Consider the following 15,341-nt stretch of genomic DNA (forward strand, 5'->3'; position numbering starts at 1 on the left):
GTCGCGTCGGCGGATCAATGGTTGAACAGGAATTCGCGGCTGTTGAGCAGGGCCCAGAAGACGTCGCCGAGCGCCTGGGCCTGGTCGGTGGCCTGGGTCAGAACGGGGGTCAGCTTGGCCAGTTCCTCGGGAGTCGGGCGGCGTGAGAAGCACCGGACGTAGAGGTCGGTCAGCCGCTCTTCGGGAGTCTGTCTGGCCTTCATCAACTCGGTGATCACGCCGCCTTGCTGGATCTTGGCGTTGACCGTGTCGCCGTTGAGCAGGTGCAGGGCCTGGGAGAGCGTGGGCTCCATCTTCACCTCGCAAGAGCAGGGGGTCTCGCGAGTGGCCCGGCCGAAGGTGGTCAGGAAGTAGGTGGAGCTGTTGCCGTCGGCGATCTGGACGGCCCGGGCACCAAGCGGCAGGCCGCGGAACTTGTCCTTGGTGTTGGTGACGTGGCTGATCGAGTCGAGCAGGTTCTCGGCCTTGATCCGGCGCACCAGGGCGTGGGCGAAGTTCTTCTCGTCGCTGGCGTTGCTCTCGTTGCGGCGAGTCGTTCGCTGGTACGCCCGCGAGTTGCAGATGTCGCGGACGAGAGCCTTGAGGTTGTAGTTGGTCTCTGTGAACCGCTTGCCCAGGGCTTCCAGCAGCTCGGGGTTCGAGGCCGGGTTGCTGACGCGGAAGTCGTCGACGGGTTCCACGATCCCGACGCCCATGAAGTGCGCCCAGACGCGGTTGGCGAACGACGTGGCGAACCAGGGATTCTTGGGGGAGGCCAGCCACTCCGCCAGGATGACCCGACGATCCTTGCCGGCGACGTCCGGCGTCTCGCCGCCGAGGAACTTGGGCTTCATGACGCGATTGCCGACGGGGTGCTTCATCTCGCCGCCGCCGGAGTTGAAGACGATCAACTCGCGGTAGTCCTCACCCTGCTTGCGGCCGATCTGGGAGAAGAACGCGGCGAAGCTGTAATAGTCGTCCTGGGTCCAGCGGTCGAACGGGTGGTTGTGGCACTGGGCGCACTGAATCCGCATGCCCATGAAGACCTGGGCCACGTTCTCCGTCAGGGGGAGCGTCTGGGTCTCGGTCTGGTAGAAGTTCGTCGCCGGGTTCTTGAACGTGCCCCCGTTCGCTCCCAGGAGCGCCTGGACCATCTGGTCCATCGGCATGTCCTTCGACAGTTGCTCGACGAGCCAGTTGTAGTACAGGAACATCGACTTGTAGCTGACGGTGTTCGTGGTCCGGATCTGGAGCAGCTCGGCCCACTTGCTGACCCAGATCTCGGAGAACTCCTTGCGCTGGAGGAGTTCGTCGACAAGCTTGGCCCGCTTCTCGGGATCGTTCGAGGTCATGAAACGCTCGAAGTCCTCGACCGTCGGCGGGACGCCGACGACGTCAAGGTGGACCCGACGGCAGAAGACGGCGTCGTCGCAGACGTCGGAGGGGGCGATCCGCAGCTTGCGGAGCTTGTCCGCCACGAGTTCATCGACGTAGTTGCCGGTCGACTCGTCGGGGTAAGAGAACTGGAGCCCCTTGGGCAGAACGATGAACTGGGAGCCGACGGTGTACGTGTCGAACCGCGCCATGACGAAGGCTTCGCCACGCTCGCCGGCCTTCACCAACCCATCCTGACCGACGGCGGCCGAGGTCTCATTGTTGGTCAGGAAGACGGCCATATTGGTGACGTCGCGGTCGGAGCCGTCCGAGTACTTGGCCAGGACGGTCAACTGCTGCTTGGATCCCTTGCCGTCGAGGACGCCCCCCTTGGGGTAGAGTTCGACGCCGACGACCTTCGGGAGCTTGGCGACGTCGTCGTTAGAGGCCCCGGCGCTGATCCATTCGTGGACGGTGCGATACAGCTCGCTGTCGACCTCGAATCGCTTGCCGCCGGTGTGCTGGACCGCGCCGACGGACTTCTCTAGCAGCGTGCTGTCGGCGGGGACGGCCGTGTTGATGCGGCGGCCAACCATCTCGCGGGTCAGGCGGAAGTGGTCGCCCTCGGGGTCGAAGCCGAAGAGGGAGATCCGGAAGCCGTCTTTGCCGCGGGCCGCCCCGTGGCAACTGCCGGTGTTGCAGCCGGCCCGCATGAAGACGGGCATCACGTCGAGCCGGAAGCTCAGCGGCTCGGTGGCGACGGCCTTCGCCACCTTGATGGGAATCGTCGCCGTCTTGTCGCCGAAGGCGACGGCCAGAGTGCTCTGACCGTCCTTGGCGGCGCGGAACGTGGCGCCGTCGCGGGCGACGAGGGACGGGTCGGCCGGCGTCAGGCTCGCCGCGTGGGTCAGGTCGCGCGTCAGGCCGTCGGCGTAGAGGCCCTGAACGACGATCGACTGACGGTCGCGGGTCGTCGTCAGATCGACGGCGTCTGGGAAGACGCGGATCTCGACGAGCCCGGCGGTCGGGGTCGGTTCGGGGGCGAAGGGATCGTCGGGGATCGGCGAGGGATCGCCGGCGACGGCGACGCCCAGAGACAGGCCGCCGAGGACGAGGCCGGCGAAGAGCCTCCGGAACGCTCGGGTCGAGGGGTTCGACTGGATCATCACGAGGTCGTCCTCAATCTGGGGCCGTTGCGGTTCGTCGTCTTCGTCGTCGTCGTGTTCTTGAGGCGGCGTCAGGGATTCGCGCCGGCCTTTTGTTTGGCTTCCAGCCGAAGCTTCTCCAGGCGGCTCAGCGGCTTGGCCGGGGCTTCCGCGGGTTTGGCGGCCTGAGCCGGGGCCGGCGCTGCCGCGGGGGCGGCCGCGGCCGGCTTGGGGGGCAGGGGAGCGTCGATCTGGAGCGTCCCGGTGCCGATGTTGTGGGTGATCGGCTCGCCGTCCTGGGTGACGACCACCTGGCAGAACAGGTTGGCGTGCTTGCCCACGGGCGAGGCCGGGTCGGTCTTGATATGGAACGTCAGGTCGGTCGAATCCTTGGTGATCTTCTTGGCGTCGGTCGTCGCCTTGTTCGGCAGGCCGATCAGCGTGACGGACGCTTCCCCGGGGAAGTCGACGTTCTTGGAGACGGTGACGGCCATGTCCGTCTCCTTCCCCTGTTCGACGCTGGCGTTCTGGAAGGCCAGACCGACGTAGGGGGCGGCGATCGTCAGGTCGGCAAGCTGCGAGGAGACCATCACCGGGCCGCCGGGGCCGGTCCCCGTGCCGTTGACGACGATCTTCCAGGTCCGCAACTCGGCGTTGCCGTCGGCGTTGATCGGGATCACGGCCTCATCCTGGCCCTCGGGGATTGCTATGCCGCCGCCGGAGCCGACGCCGGGAGGGTTCCACGGGAGGGAGACGGCGATGGCCGCCTTGAAGTCGGGCTTGCGGATCGCCCGGACCTTCAGCCCCATCTGCCCGCTGCGGACGAGCGGGGCCTTGGGCTGGACGATCTCCAGGGCGAAGGGAGATTCCTCGGTCGCAGCGACGGCCAGGCGGTCGACCGACCGGGACCACATGATGATCCCGTTGTTGTTCGGCGCCAGCACGAAGGCCGAAAGGGTGTCGAAGTGGGACTTCACCTTCACGTTCGGGTCGACCGACTTGCCGACGACCTCGACGAGCGCGCCAGCGGGGGCGGCGTCGGGCTTCGCCTTGAACAGGATCGGCACGAGCGCCTGGCTGGCGGCGAGAGGCGGGATCTCCACCTCGACTCCCGGCGGCAGGCCGTCGATGCTGAACTGAACTTCGCCGCCGAAGTCGGTCCGGCTCCCCTGGATGAGGATCGCCTGCCGTCCCCCCTTGGGGACGCTCACCGCCATGACGCCGGTTCCGAGCATGATCTGCTCGGCCGGGGTGGAGACGGTCAGGCTGGGCTCGGGCGTGGTGACCTCGATCCGGTAGATGTAGTCGGGGCCCCCCTTCTTGAGCTGGTCGACGATCGAGACGACGTATTCGCCGTCGTCGGGGAGGGTCTGCCGGATATAGCTGTCGGGACCGTTGGAATCGTCGCTGCCGGCGATCGCCCCGCCCCCCTTCTTGGCGATGTAGAGGACCGAGTCAATCGGCGAACGGAGCTTGCGGCCGAGGACGCGGAGGTCGAAGACCTGGCCCTTCTTGCCCGTGAAGACGAAGTGGTCGGCGTCGCCCGCCTTCCCGAGGACGCCGTTGAGGGCGGCCGGGGCGGTGAAGGGGGTGGCGGTCGCCTGGTCGTCGTTGGGCTCAACCTCCAGCACGTTGTCGAGTTCGGCCAGCCGGAAGGCGTTCGGGGTGGGAGAGAACCCCTTGTCGTCCTGGCGTTGAACGCCCCACCCCGCGCGGGTCTCGGCCGGAAGGGCGACCTCGGAAGACGCCTCGCCGGCGGGGTCGCCGATCCATTTGACGGCGAGCTTCTGGTTGGGTCGGCCGCCGGGAGGGTAAACGCCCGTGGACCTGGGGAAGTTCCCGACGTGCAGGCGGTAGAGACAATTGGCGTTGCCGGCGTAAGCGCTTTCGCGGACCTGGACGATGTACTTGCCGTCCTCTGGGGCGACGATCGAAGCGAAGGCGTCCTGCCAGAGCAGGGCGGCGTCGTCGCTGGAGGCCAACTCGAACCGCTTGGCGTTGAGGATGGCGACGTAGGGGTCGAACAGCGTGATCCCCAGCCGCATCCCCTCGACCTCGGCGGAGATCCGTTCCCCCTTCTTGGCCTCCACGACGAAGTAATCGACGTCCTCATTCTCGGCGACGCCGTTGACCACCACGTTCATCGGGATCGACTGGGGCGCTTCGAAGTCGTTGTTGGGCTCTTTCTCGGACACCTCGGGCATCGCGCCGACGCTGAAGCCCCTCAGTTCGCTGACGCCGGTCGCGGTGCGGACCCGCAGGTCGCGGAAGCCCAACGGAGCGTCGGCAGAGATCTTGACCTTCGCCTTGAAGCTGTTGTCGTCGATCTTGGTGATGCCGGTCGCCGTGACTCCCGGCTGATAGAACATCACCTCCTGGGCGTCGCCGAGCCGGGCGCCGGAGAAGACGACCTCGACTTCCGCGCCCCGCTGACCTCCCATCGGGCGGACGGCGGTCAGGCTGGGGGAGGATGCGATGGCGGTGGTCGCAAGGGCGAGGACCGTCGCCGTCGCGGCGAGCAGCGGGAACGATCGCGGGCGGGGCTGACGCATGATCGAGGCTCTCGGGGGGGCTGTCGGGGGGCCGATCAGGGCGGGAGTGGGAGAGTCCCGGGCGGGCGTCGGCGTCGACGCCCGCCGCCTCGGACGAACAATCAGGTCAGGCGAGCAGTTCCTTCACGACCTTGCCGCCGTCGACGATCTCGATGGGGCGATCGCCGGGGGCCATCAGCTCCTTATCGGCGACGATCCCCATCATGTGGTAGACCGTGGTCGCCAGGTCTTCGGGCCCGAGCGGGTCGTTTTCGGGCTCGGTCGCGGTCGCGTTGGACGACCCGTAGATCAAGCCCTTCTTGGCGCCGCCGCCGGCGAGAACCACGTTGAAGACCTTCGGCCAGTGGTCGCGGCCGCCGTCGCGGTTGATCTTGGGGGTCCGGCCGAACTCGCTGGAGACCATGACGAGCGTGCGGTCCAGCAAACCCTGACGGTCCAGGTCGCGGATCAGGGCGGCGAAGGCCTGGTCGAAGGCCGGCATCTGCCGCTTCATCCCGGAAACGATCTGGTTGTGGAGGTCCCAGCTGCCGTATTCGAGCGTCACCATCCGGACGCCGGCGGCGACCAGACGACGGGCCATCAGCATGCGCTGGCCGGCCGGGTTGCGGCCGTACTCGTCGCGAATCGCGTCGGGTTCGGCCGAGATGTCGAACGCCTCGCGAGCCTTCTGCGAGCTGATCAGGCTGTACGCCCGGTCGTAGAAGGTGTCCATCGCGTTGATGTTGTCGCTTTTTTCACGCTCGCGGAAGTACTCGTTGACGGTGTCGAGCACCTTTCGACGCGAGCCGAAGCGGGCGTCGTCGATGCCGTTGGGGAGGTTCAGGTCCTGGACCCGGAACCGCTTCGAGGCCGGGTCGCTCCCCAGACTGAACGGCGAGAAGGCGGAACTGAGGTAGCCGGTCCCCGCATAGATGTTCGGCATCCTGGGGATGCAGACGTAGGGCGGCAAGTTGTTGCGGGGGCCGTACTCATGCGAGACGACGCTCCCCAGGCTGGGATACTGGAGCGCCGGGCTGGGGCGGTAGCCCGTGAACATGTTGTGCGTGCCCCGCTCGTGGGCGGCCTCGCCGTGGGTCATCGACCGGATCACGGTGAGCTTGTCGGCGATCTGCGCGGTCTGGGCGAGCGTCTCGCTGAACTTCTCGCCTTCGATCTTGGTCGCGATCGAGCCCATGTCGCCGCGGTACTCGACCGGGGCGAACGGCTTGGGGTCGAAGGTTTCCTGGTGGGAGATGCCGCCGGGCAGGAAGATGTGGATGACCGAGTCCGCCGTGGGCTTGATCGCCTCGTAGGTCTTCAGGTCGGCTCGAGCCTGACCGCGAAGCAGGTCCGGGAGCGTCAACCCTCCGAACCCCAGGGCGCCCACGGTGAGGAAACCTCGACGGCTCAACGGCCCGGGACAAGGGATCGCCATTTGGGGGGCTCCTTCGGCGAAATTCGGGAGGGATCAAGTAGTCGCGGCAGGCGCGGAAGCGGAGGGATGGTTGTTGCCACCACGCTGGCGAGCGACTTGATGCACCCTCGGACTGGCCATCGGGACCAAATGAGGGCGATCATGCCTCGACGCGGGTAGAATTATTATCAAACACCTTGGTCGTTCTGCAAGATGTTACGCCGCCGAAAAAGTCGACGTTGGCGCGTTTCTCGAAATCAACGATCCAAACGGAACCGGCGACGCCACGTTCGTGGAGGGAAATCAGCGCTTGGCGTCGGGCGTGCCGCGGGTGAGCCGGGTGAGCTGAGGCTCGAAGTGGTGGGCGGCCGGATAGCGGCCAGGAGCGCCGGCGGTGAACTCTTCGGGCGCGATGAGCGGGCGGATGATTTTCTCGACGGGACCGGCGGTGAACGCCTTCTGCATGTAGCCGTCAGCCAGCTCGTTGGCGATGGCGGCCATGATCATGCCCTGGTCCAGGGCCAGCACGTAACCCGAAACCATCCCCGTGCTAACGTCGACGGAGTCCTGGAAACCCAGGGGACCGTAGACGGGGAATCGCTCCTTCATCGCCTTGAGGTTGTCCATCGCCTCACGAGGCGCGAAGGCAAGTGCAAGGAACGAGGCGTGGGGCGTCACGACCCCATGAATGGTGTTGCTCGTCAGCGTGGTCATATGGGGAGGAAGCCCCCAGGCCACGTCGAACGAGAGGTAGCCGTCGGGGTTGGTGCCCAGTCCCTTGACGCCGTAAACCTCGTAGCCGCCGGTGGGACGGAAGGCCGGGGAGAATCCCCAGTAGCCGTATTTCATCTCCTTGAGGCCGTGATCGATCTGCCCGCGCACATAAAGAGGATGGTTCACGCCCCAACTCTTGGGCGCCCAGGCGGCTTCAGGGATGAAAAGAGTCACCATCAGGGCTTCGAACATACTGCCGCCCCAGCTTGGGACGACGCGCATGTTCATGTAGTCGTAGGCCCCCTCGAAGACGCGCAGGCCGTGGTAGTCGCGAGGCTCCCCGGTGGGGGTTTGGGTCTGCGGCGCAACCTCGGTCGGGAGCGTCCGATACATCCGATAGTAGTGTTCAGGCGGAAGCTGGCCGCGGGCGATTGCGATATAGCTGGCGATCCTCGCCTCGGTGTTGAGCATCCCGTAGTGGCCGTAGAACGAGTTCTCGTCCACCCAGTAGCCGACCCGGAGCAACCCCGGCTGGTGAATGGGGTCTTGCTGGTCGTAGAAGGAGAAGAGGAAGCCGAAATCCATCGCCTCCAACAGCCGCTCGGCGTTGGGCGCCAGTTCGGGGCGGGTGTTGGAGACCATCATCAACGCCATCGCCATCCAGGCGTTGTCGACGGTCGAGATCAGAGGGCGGCGCGGGGCTGAATCCACGGGCGACGTCGCCAGCCGCTTGCCGTTGCGCGGATCGATGTCGTTGACGAAGAACCCGTGGGGCCGGTTCATCGCATCGAGCGTCTGAATCGTCCGCGTCAGCCTCCCCTGGGCTTCCTCGTGCGAGATGATTTCCAGCCGCTCCGCGGCCATCACGCTCCAGATGTACGACGCGATGTTCGTCGGCGTGGTCTCGGCCACTGGCTCGCGCCAGCCGTCGCCGTCGCGGTGAATCCGGTCCGACGGCAAGCCGCTGGGATAGGCGAGCTTCTCCATCGACTTCCAGGTGTCGACAGCGTAACGCCGAAGGGTCAGGCGGTCTTCCGCCGTGAGACTCGACGTCCGCGCCTCCGCAAAGGCCGTCGGCGTCGTCGGCGCGGCGACGAGCCAGGCGAGCAGGAGCCAGACGGACGACGAAACAGGCGATCGAGTCATCGCACCACCTCGGGGAGAGGGTTCTCGGTCGGTGCGGGGAATCCGCGGCGATCCCCCACGAACTCGCTCTCTCTCAGAGCCTCCGAGGGGTTATGCCTCTATCAATCAGTATACTCAAATTTACTAATCGTGACAAATCCTCGTGAGGATTCATGCAAGCAATGCAGTTTGGGTGCAACGTCGACCGATGGCTGCCGCCGGCGTCTGGCGTCGCTGGGACAGCACCGTTAGATTCAACGGTTGGTTGTGCACGATATTACGGATCGGTCGCGGCGTAAAGACGCGTCTAGGTCGGCCCTCGTTCGGGCCGTGGGAAGAGTCGATCCGTCCGAAGTCTTCCGCTCGCGGGCTCGCACCCCCGCTTACCCCTCTCATCGTCCGTCCCAGGACGGGACTTGAAGAAAGGATGAGGGATGTCGGCTCCATGGATTCCCGCCACGGTCATCGGCAGTTGGTCGTTCCCGGGCTGGTACGAGAAATTCGTGCTTGATGTGAAGCAGCATCCCGATTTCTACGGGCCCGTGGATCGGGAAGAGGCCGTCCGCGACGCCGTCCGCCTGGCCGTCGACGACCAGCTCCGCGCAGGGTTGGACCGGATCACCGACGGCGAGGTGCAAAGGGTTGACTTCAATCTGGGCTTCTACGAGTATCTGGGCGGCTTGCAGCCTTTGCGGCGGGCTCGGCATTGGGGGGCTCCGGCCCACGACCAGCGTGATCGCTATCGATGCGTCGCTCCGCTCTCCGCACCAGAGGGTCTGGGGACCGTCGTGGAGTACCACCGGCTCCGCGAGTATACGGACGCGCCGGTGAAGGTGCCGGTTCCGGGACCGTTCACCCTGGCGGGATGTATCGAGGGGGGCGAGGTTTATCGCGACCGGCAGGCTGTGGCCGAAGACCTGATCCCAATCGTCTCCGCCGAGTTGAAGGCTCTGGCGGCGGCCGGGGTCGATTTCATCCAGTTGGACGAGCCGAGCTTCGCCTGTCACCCCGACGCACCGGACTACTTTCTCGACGTGATCGCCCGAACCGTCGAGGGTGTCGACGCTTACGTCAGCATGCACATGTGCTTCGGGAACTATCGGGCGCGGGCGGTGGGGAGGAGATCGTATCGATCGCTCTTCCCCCACATCGGCCGGGCGAAGGTGAATCAACTGGCCTTGGAGTTCGCGAGCCGTGAAATGGCCGAAATCGAGATTCTCCGGGAGCTTCCGGAGACGATGGATGTGGCCGTGGGTCTCGTCGATGTGAAGAATACATGGGTGGAGCCGGCCGAGTTGGTCGCGGAACGGCTTCGCGAGGTGCTCCGACACATGGCGCCGGAGCGAGTTTCGGTGACGCCTGACTGCGGGTTCTCGCAGACGGCGCGGCACGTCGCCGTGGCGAAGGCGCGGTCGCTGGCCCAGGGGGCGGCGATCGTTCGCCGCGAACACGGGCGTTCTTGAATCGGTCGGTTCAGACCGAATGAGGTTTTCGTCATGATCGAACCCGTGCGGAGCGGGGCCGAGTTGGTCCATGAGATCGAGGAACCGGTCGCGCCGACGTCGGGGCTGGTCGTCTGGTGGACGGGGCAGAGCGGGTTTCTGATCCGATCCGCCCAGGGCTTGCTGGCCGTCGACCTCTATCTATCCGAGCACCTGACGAAGAAGTATCAGGCGTCCTCGCGACCTCACGTCCGAATGACGCGGGCGCCGCTTCGAGGCGTGGACCTTCAGACGGTCGACCTCCTGCTGGCGAGTCACAAGCATTCGGATCATCTCGATCCGGGGACGGTCCCAGCGCTGCTGGCCGCCTCGCCTTCGGCGATGCTGGTTCTGCCGGAGGCGATCCGCGAGTACGCTCTCGATCTGGATCTCCCGGAAGACCGCCTGATCGGCGTGGATTCGGGCTCGGACGTGCGAGGCGCGGGCTTCCGGATTCGGGCGATCCCCTCGGCCCACGAGGAGTTCGATCGCGACTCGGCCGGTCGGCACCCTTATCTCGGCTTCATCATTGAGGCCGCCGGTCTGCGGATCTACCACAGCGGCGACACCGTCGCCTACGAGGGGTTGGCGGAGGTTCTCGGGGAGGAGCGTTTCGATGTTCTCTTCCTGCCGATCAACGGCCGAGACCCCTCGCGTGGGGTCTCCGGCAACATGACCGCGGGCGAGGCCGTCGATCTGGCCGCGCGAGTTCGACCGCGGTACGTGGTTCCTCACCACTATGACATGTTCACCTTCAATACGGTTCCTGTCGGCGATTTCGAGGCCCAGGCGCGTCGCCTGCCCGCCGGCGTCGAGGCGAAGATTCTGAAGTGCGGCGAGCGGTGGGAGATCAAGCCGTGAGCGTGACCATCGGCATCGACATCGGGACGTCCGGAACCAAGACGCTGGCGATCGACGAGTCGGGGAAGATCCTGGCGTCGGCCTCGTCCGAATATCCTTGCTCTCATCCCAGGCCCGGCTGGTCGGAGCAGGACCCCGAGCTATGGTGGACCGCGACCTGCGAGACCGTGAAGTCGGTGCTTTCCTCGGGAGCGTTCTCCCCGTCCGACGTCGCCGGTTTGGGACTGAGCGGCCAGATGCACGGCTCGGTGTTTCTCGACGCCGACGGCCAGGTCGTTCGACCGGCCTTGCTCTGGAACGACCAGCGCACGGCCGCCGAATGCGCCGAGATCGAGGAGCGAGCCGGCGGTCGCGAGGAACTCATCCGGATGGTCGCGAACCGGGCTCTGACCGGTTTCACGGCCCCGAAACTCCTCTGGGTTCGTCGCCACGAGCCCGCCGCCTGGGACCGCGTCCGTCAGGTGCTCCTGCCGAAAGACTACATTCGATACCGGCTCACCGGCGCGTACGCGACCGAGGTCAGCGACGCCTCCGGCACGTTGATGCTGGACGTCGCCAACCGCTGCTGGAGTCGGGAACTGCTCGGGAAGCTGGATCTCGACCCCGCGCTCCTGCCGGCCTGCTATGAGAGCCCCGAGGTCTCGGCGACGGTCAGCAAGATCGGCTCGGAGGCGACAGGGCTTCCCGTTGGCGCGAAGGTCGTCGGCGGCGGCGGCGATCAGCCGGCCGGGGCGGTCGGCAACGGGATCGTTCGGCAGGGAGTGGTCTCGGCCACGATGGGGACCTCGGGCGTCGTCTTCGCCCATTCCGACCACCTCGGCTTCGACCCCCAGGGACGCCTTCAACGCGGTTGCCATGCCGTGCCGGGCGCGTACCACGTGATGGGGGTGGTCCTCTCCGCTGGAGGGAGCCTCCAGTGGTTCCGCAACGAACTGGGCAAGGCGGAGGTCGCCCTGGCGAAGCAGCAGAAGATCGACCCCTATCAACTCCTCACCTCGGAGGCCGCTCTGGCGGGGCCGGGGGCGGAGGGACTGTTTTTCCTGCCGTACCTGACGGGCGAACGCTCGCCCTACTTCGACCCCGACGCCAAGGGAGGCTGGGTCGGCCTGACCGTCCGCCACGGCCGCCCGCACATGATCCGGGCGGTGATGGAAGGGGCGACGTTCGCGATGCGCGACAGCCTGGAGCTGATCCGCGACATGAACGTGGCGATCGAGCAGATCCGCGTCTCCGGCGGCGGGGCTCGCAACGCGCTCTGGCGGCAGATCCAGGCCGACGTCTACGGCGCCGACGTCCACACGATCAACGCCAGCGAGGGGCCGGCCTTCGGGGTGGCGTTGCTGGCGCAGGTCGGCGTGGGAGGATTCTCCTCCGTTCCCGAGGCCTGCGACGCCACGATCATGACCGTCGAGAGCACCGGCGTTGATCGCCGGGCCAAGGCGTACTACGATCGAGCCTACAAGGTCTACCGCGGCCTGTACGCCCACTTGAAGGGGACCTTCCGGGAGATCAGCGAACTGGTCGCCCAGGGCCTCTGATCGATCGACCGGCGCCTCTCGGTCGAGGCCCGCACCATTCGCCAGGAGCCTTCGTTTGGCCCGCAAGTCCCGTGCGCCTCGACCGCAGCCGGCGCTCTCGCAGCAACCGTCCGAGACGCCCTCCGCTCCCGCCGAGCCCATCGTCGTCGCCGACGATCCATCGCCGACCGCCCCGCCGCGCGACCTCCGCCGATCCCTTTGGATCGGTCTGGCGGTCGTCGCGCTTCTGGGCGTCCACCTGGCGCTCGCCGAGCGGAGCCTGCTCTCGGAGAACGCCACGGTCGACGAGGTCGTGCACATGCCGGCCGGTCTGACGTACTGGGACAAGCACACCTTCCGGCTGTACCACCACAACCCGCCCCTGGTGAAGATGGTCGCGGCCCTTCCGGTCTGGCTTGCGAAGCCCGAACTGGAAGAGCTTTACAAGCAACGCTCCTGGAGCCAGCGCGACCCCGCGCAGTTGAACTTCGCCCAGAACTTCGCCTACTACAACATCGACCGCTATTTCGAGCTGTTCGACCTGGCTCGGATGGTCATGCCGCTGTTTTCGGTCCTCGGCGGCGTCGTCGTCTTCGCCTGGTCGGCCCGCCTTTACGGTCCTACGGCCGGCCTGTTGAGCCTGGTCCTGTGGTGCTTCTGCCCGAACATCCTGGCGCACGGCCGGCTCATCACATCGGACGTCGGCTCAACGGCTATCGGCGCCGGCGCGACGTTCCTGTTCTGGCTGTATCTGCGAAGTCCTCGTTGGGGACTCGCCGCGGCTTCCGGGGTGGCGCTCGGGCTGGCGCAACTCACCAAGTTCAGCATGCTCTTGCTGTACTTCGTCTGGCCCTTCCTTTGGCTCGTCCGGCTTGTTTTGGTCCCGTCGGCCGAGGGCTGGCCGCGACGGATCGGCCGTGGGCTTGCTCATGGTTTGCTGGTGGTCGTGCTGAGCATCCTGACGATCGACGTGGGGTATTTTTTCGAGGGCGTCGGCCGGCCGCTGGGGAGTTTTGAGTTCGCCAGCAGCCCTCTGACGCGACCCGTGCCCGGAGGAGTCAGGACGCCGCCGGCCTCGGAGAATCCGCTCTTCGCCATGCACTGGCCGTTCGTGCAGAACCGGTTTCGGGGGACCTTTCTGGAGAAGTTCCCCTCGCCGTTACCCGAGCATTACCTGCTGGGCTTCGACGAGCAGAAGCTGGAAGCCGACGGCATCCCGGTGCGCTTCCAGAAGGCCTATGAGGCCCTGGGAGCGGGCGACGTGAAGGGAGCGATCGCCGAGGCGTCATCCTCCAACCGCGCGGTTTCCGGATACGGCGTCTACCTGAACGGCGAGCTTCGCGCGACCGGGTGGTGGTATTACTACCTGGCGACGCTGGCTTACAAAGTCCCGGAAGGAACCTGGCTCCTGATGCTCGGTTCGATCGCGGTCCTGGCCGCCGCGAAGCGATCGAGGGAGGCGTGGGCCGATGAGGTCGCGCTCTGGACGGTGCCGTCGGTCATCCTCTTCGCGATGAGCTTCCTGACTGACATCAACCTCGGGCTGCGGTACATCCTGGCGATCGTCCCCTATCTCTTCATCCAGGCGGGCAAACTGGTTCCCTGGGTCGAGTCGTTGACGGGGCAGGGGAGAAGGTTGGGGCGGTCGGCGCTGCTGGGCGGACTGGCACTGACGATCACGGCGACGGCGATGATCCATCCCAGCTACCTGGCGTACTTCAATGTGGTCTCGGGCGGTCCTGACAGGACGCCGGCTCGCCTGATCGACAGCAACCTGGACTGGGGCCAGGACCTCGTCAAGCTCCGCGCCTGGTGTCGAGAAACGATTCCCAACGAGCCGATCGGCCTGGCGTACTTCGGCCAGATCAACCCGACGATCTTCACGCTCCGGGGCGATCGTTTCGATTGGTTCCTGCCCCCCGCGAGGCCGAACACCTTCGTGTCGCTGGCCCCCCCTGGCGTTCGACTCATCGGGCCGGCGCAGGAGTTGAAGCCCGGTTGGTACGCCGTCAGCGCGACGCTCGTCTACGGTCTCAAGTGGCGGTTCTACGACCCGACTCCGCTCGTCAACCAGGCGTGGGCTCCGACCTGGAGATCGAAGGATGACGCCTTCGGATACTTCCGGCTCTTCGAACCCACGCATCGCATCGGCCACTCGATCTATCTCTATCACCTGACAGCCGAGGACGTGGCCCGCGCCGCGCCGATGCTCAAGCCGTAGGCTTGCGACAGACGTAGACCTGAGCGAGGTCGTCGTCGGAGACGGGGCCGAAACGGACTTCGGTCTCGAACCCCGCCCGTTTCAGGATCTCGGGGAAATCGAGGCCCAACTCCGTGAAGACGGGATAGCCGACGTCGCCTCCAGGGTGACGGATCTCCTGGGTGAGTCCCTCGAACGAGCCGTCGTGCCGGAGCCGCGCCCGGGGGAACGTCTTGGCCTCGTTGGGCGAGACCGGGACCGTGAAAACGTGGAGCCCGCCGGGGACCAGGACCCGTCGGATCTCGGCTAGCGCTCGATTGAGTTCTGGAACGTGTTCCAGAGTCTCGGAGGTTAGAACCAGGTCGAACCGGGCGTTCTCGTAGGTCAGTCCCATGAGCGACTCATTGCGGATGCCCGAGACATAGGCGCCCGGCCGGACGTTGGGAACGTATTCCGAGGAGTGGAATCGCGCCAGGTTCGAGAGGACCTCGTGGATGCCGTCGATCCGGTTGATCTCGGCGATCCGCAACTCGCCGGCTTCGTGGCTACCAGCCCAGGTGCGTAGGTCGGCGAGACGAGTTCCCGCGACGGGGAAGAGGTCGAGGAGGACCTCGGCCATCCTGCGGGCGCGGAGCTTCGCGCCGCAGCCGGCGCAGTCGTTCGATTCCTTCCTGGCAAGCGCCTCCGCTTGCCGTTCGGTGAGTCCCCACAACTCGACCAGCCGGGGAGGGATCACCCGGCGACGATAGAGCATCCGGCACCGGCGTCCGCAGACCGAGCAGGGCTCGACGCGGCCGTGCAGGATGGCGTCGGCGTGGTCGCGGAGCAGCCAGCCGACGCGATGGGCTTCGTTCCACGCAGTCACCAGCGGTCGCTTGACGACCGGGGGGAGAGGGATCTTGCTCATGTTGGGAGAGGTGTTCAGAGGCCCGCGCAGGCTTGACCGCCGGCCGGGCGTCGTTTACGATCGATTCATGCGTCCACGAGGAGCGGGCACGCG

9 protein-coding genes are annotated in these 15,341 nt (G+C 66.1%); 4 read left to right on the forward strand and 5 right to left on the reverse strand.

Annotation, left to right across the window (positions count from 1 at the left end; all coding sequences use genetic code 11):
- Positions 1-14 precede the first annotated feature (14 nt).
- The 4 genes from G5C50_RS23990 to G5C50_RS24005 form a co-directional block, all read right to left on the reverse strand.
- Positions 15-2,519, reverse strand: a complete 2,505-nt coding sequence (locus G5C50_RS23990; protein WP_165073506.1) for a DUF1549 and DUF1553 domain-containing protein — start codon at positions 2,517-2,519, stop codon at positions 15-17.
- A 71-nt stretch (positions 2,520-2,590) separates the two neighbouring features.
- Positions 2,591-5,050 carry a peptidase gene (locus G5C50_RS23995; RefSeq protein WP_165073507.1) on the reverse strand — a complete coding sequence of 820 codons (2,460 nt, stop codon included), beginning with the start codon at positions 5,048-5,050 and terminating at the stop codon, positions 2,591-2,593.
- Between the two features lie 106 nt (positions 5,051-5,156).
- Positions 5,157-6,464, reverse strand: coding sequence for a DUF1501 domain-containing protein (locus G5C50_RS24000; RefSeq protein ID WP_165073508.1), 1,308 nt, complete (start codon positions 6,462-6,464; stop codon positions 5,157-5,159).
- Positions 6,465-6,746: 282 nt separating this feature from the next.
- A complete protein-coding gene (locus G5C50_RS24005; RefSeq protein WP_165073509.1) occupies positions 6,747-8,303 on the reverse strand; it encodes a glucoamylase family protein in 1,557 nt (518 codons plus the stop codon).
- Positions 8,304-8,716: 413 nt separating this feature from the next.
- Between G5C50_RS24005 and G5C50_RS24010 the strand changes: the two genes are divergently transcribed.
- Genes G5C50_RS24010 through G5C50_RS24025 form a run of 4 tightly spaced genes read left to right on the forward strand, consistent with a single transcriptional unit; the run spans position 8,717 to position 14,362 of the window.
- Positions 8,717-9,745, forward strand: a complete 1,029-nt coding sequence (locus tag G5C50_RS24010; RefSeq protein ID WP_165073510.1) for a cobalamin-independent methionine synthase II family protein — start codon at positions 8,717-8,719, stop codon at positions 9,743-9,745.
- A gap of 33 nt (positions 9,746-9,778) precedes the next feature.
- Positions 9,779-10,624, forward strand: coding sequence for an MBL fold metallo-hydrolase (locus G5C50_RS24015; RefSeq protein ID WP_165073511.1), 846 nt, complete (start codon positions 9,779-9,781; stop codon positions 10,622-10,624).
- Positions 10,621-12,162 carry a xylulokinase gene (gene xylB, locus G5C50_RS24020; RefSeq protein WP_165073512.1) on the forward strand — a complete coding sequence of 514 codons (1,542 nt, stop codon included), beginning with the start codon at positions 10,621-10,623 and terminating at the stop codon, positions 12,160-12,162. The genes G5C50_RS24015 and xylB overlap by 4 nt, the downstream gene beginning before the upstream one ends.
- 55 nt (positions 12,163-12,217) lie before the next feature.
- On the forward strand, positions 12,218-14,362 hold the full coding sequence (locus G5C50_RS24025; protein ID WP_165073513.1) for an ArnT family glycosyltransferase: 2,145 nt from the start codon (positions 12,218-12,220) through the stop codon (positions 14,360-14,362).
- Here the strand turns inward: G5C50_RS24025 and G5C50_RS24030 are convergent.
- On the reverse strand, positions 14,352-15,248 hold the full coding sequence (locus G5C50_RS24030; RefSeq protein ID WP_240907339.1) for a class I SAM-dependent methyltransferase: 897 nt from the start codon (positions 15,246-15,248) through the stop codon (positions 14,352-14,354). The two genes, G5C50_RS24025 and G5C50_RS24030, sit on opposite strands and share 11 nt — an antisense overlap.
- Between the last annotated feature and the right edge of the window lie 93 nt (positions 15,249-15,341).

The sequence above is a fragment of the Paludisphaera rhizosphaerae genome (assembly GCF_011065895.1).
Taxonomy (GTDB): Bacteria; Planctomycetota; Planctomycetia; order Isosphaerales; family Isosphaeraceae; genus Paludisphaera; species Paludisphaera rhizosphaerae.

Excerpts from the sequence above, each read along its gene's own strand:
- G5C50_RS24010 (WP_165073510.1), top strand. The coding sequence starts at position 8,717 with ATGTCGGCTCCATGGATTCCCGCCACGGTCATCGGCAGTTGGTCGTTC.
- G5C50_RS24015 (WP_165073511.1), top strand. The coding sequence starts at position 9,779 with ATGATCGAACCCGTGCGGAGCGGGGCCGAGTTGGTCCATGAGATCGAG.
- G5C50_RS23990 (WP_165073506.1), bottom strand. The coding sequence starts at position 2,519 with ATGATCCAGTCGAACCCCTCGACCCGAGCGTTCCGGAGGCTCTTCGCC.
- G5C50_RS24030 (WP_240907339.1), bottom strand. The coding sequence starts at position 15,248 with ATGAGCAAGATCCCTCTCCCCCCGGTCGTCAAGCGACCGCTGGTGACT.
- G5C50_RS24000 (WP_165073508.1), bottom strand. The coding sequence starts at position 6,464 with ATGGCGATCCCTTGTCCCGGGCCGTTGAGCCGTCGAGGTTTCCTCACC.
- G5C50_RS24005 (WP_165073509.1), bottom strand. The coding sequence starts at position 8,303 with ATGACTCGATCGCCTGTTTCGTCGTCCGTCTGGCTCCTGCTCGCCTGG.
- G5C50_RS23995 (WP_165073507.1), bottom strand. The coding sequence starts at position 5,050 with ATGCGTCAGCCCCGCCCGCGATCGTTCCCGCTGCTCGCCGCGACGGCG.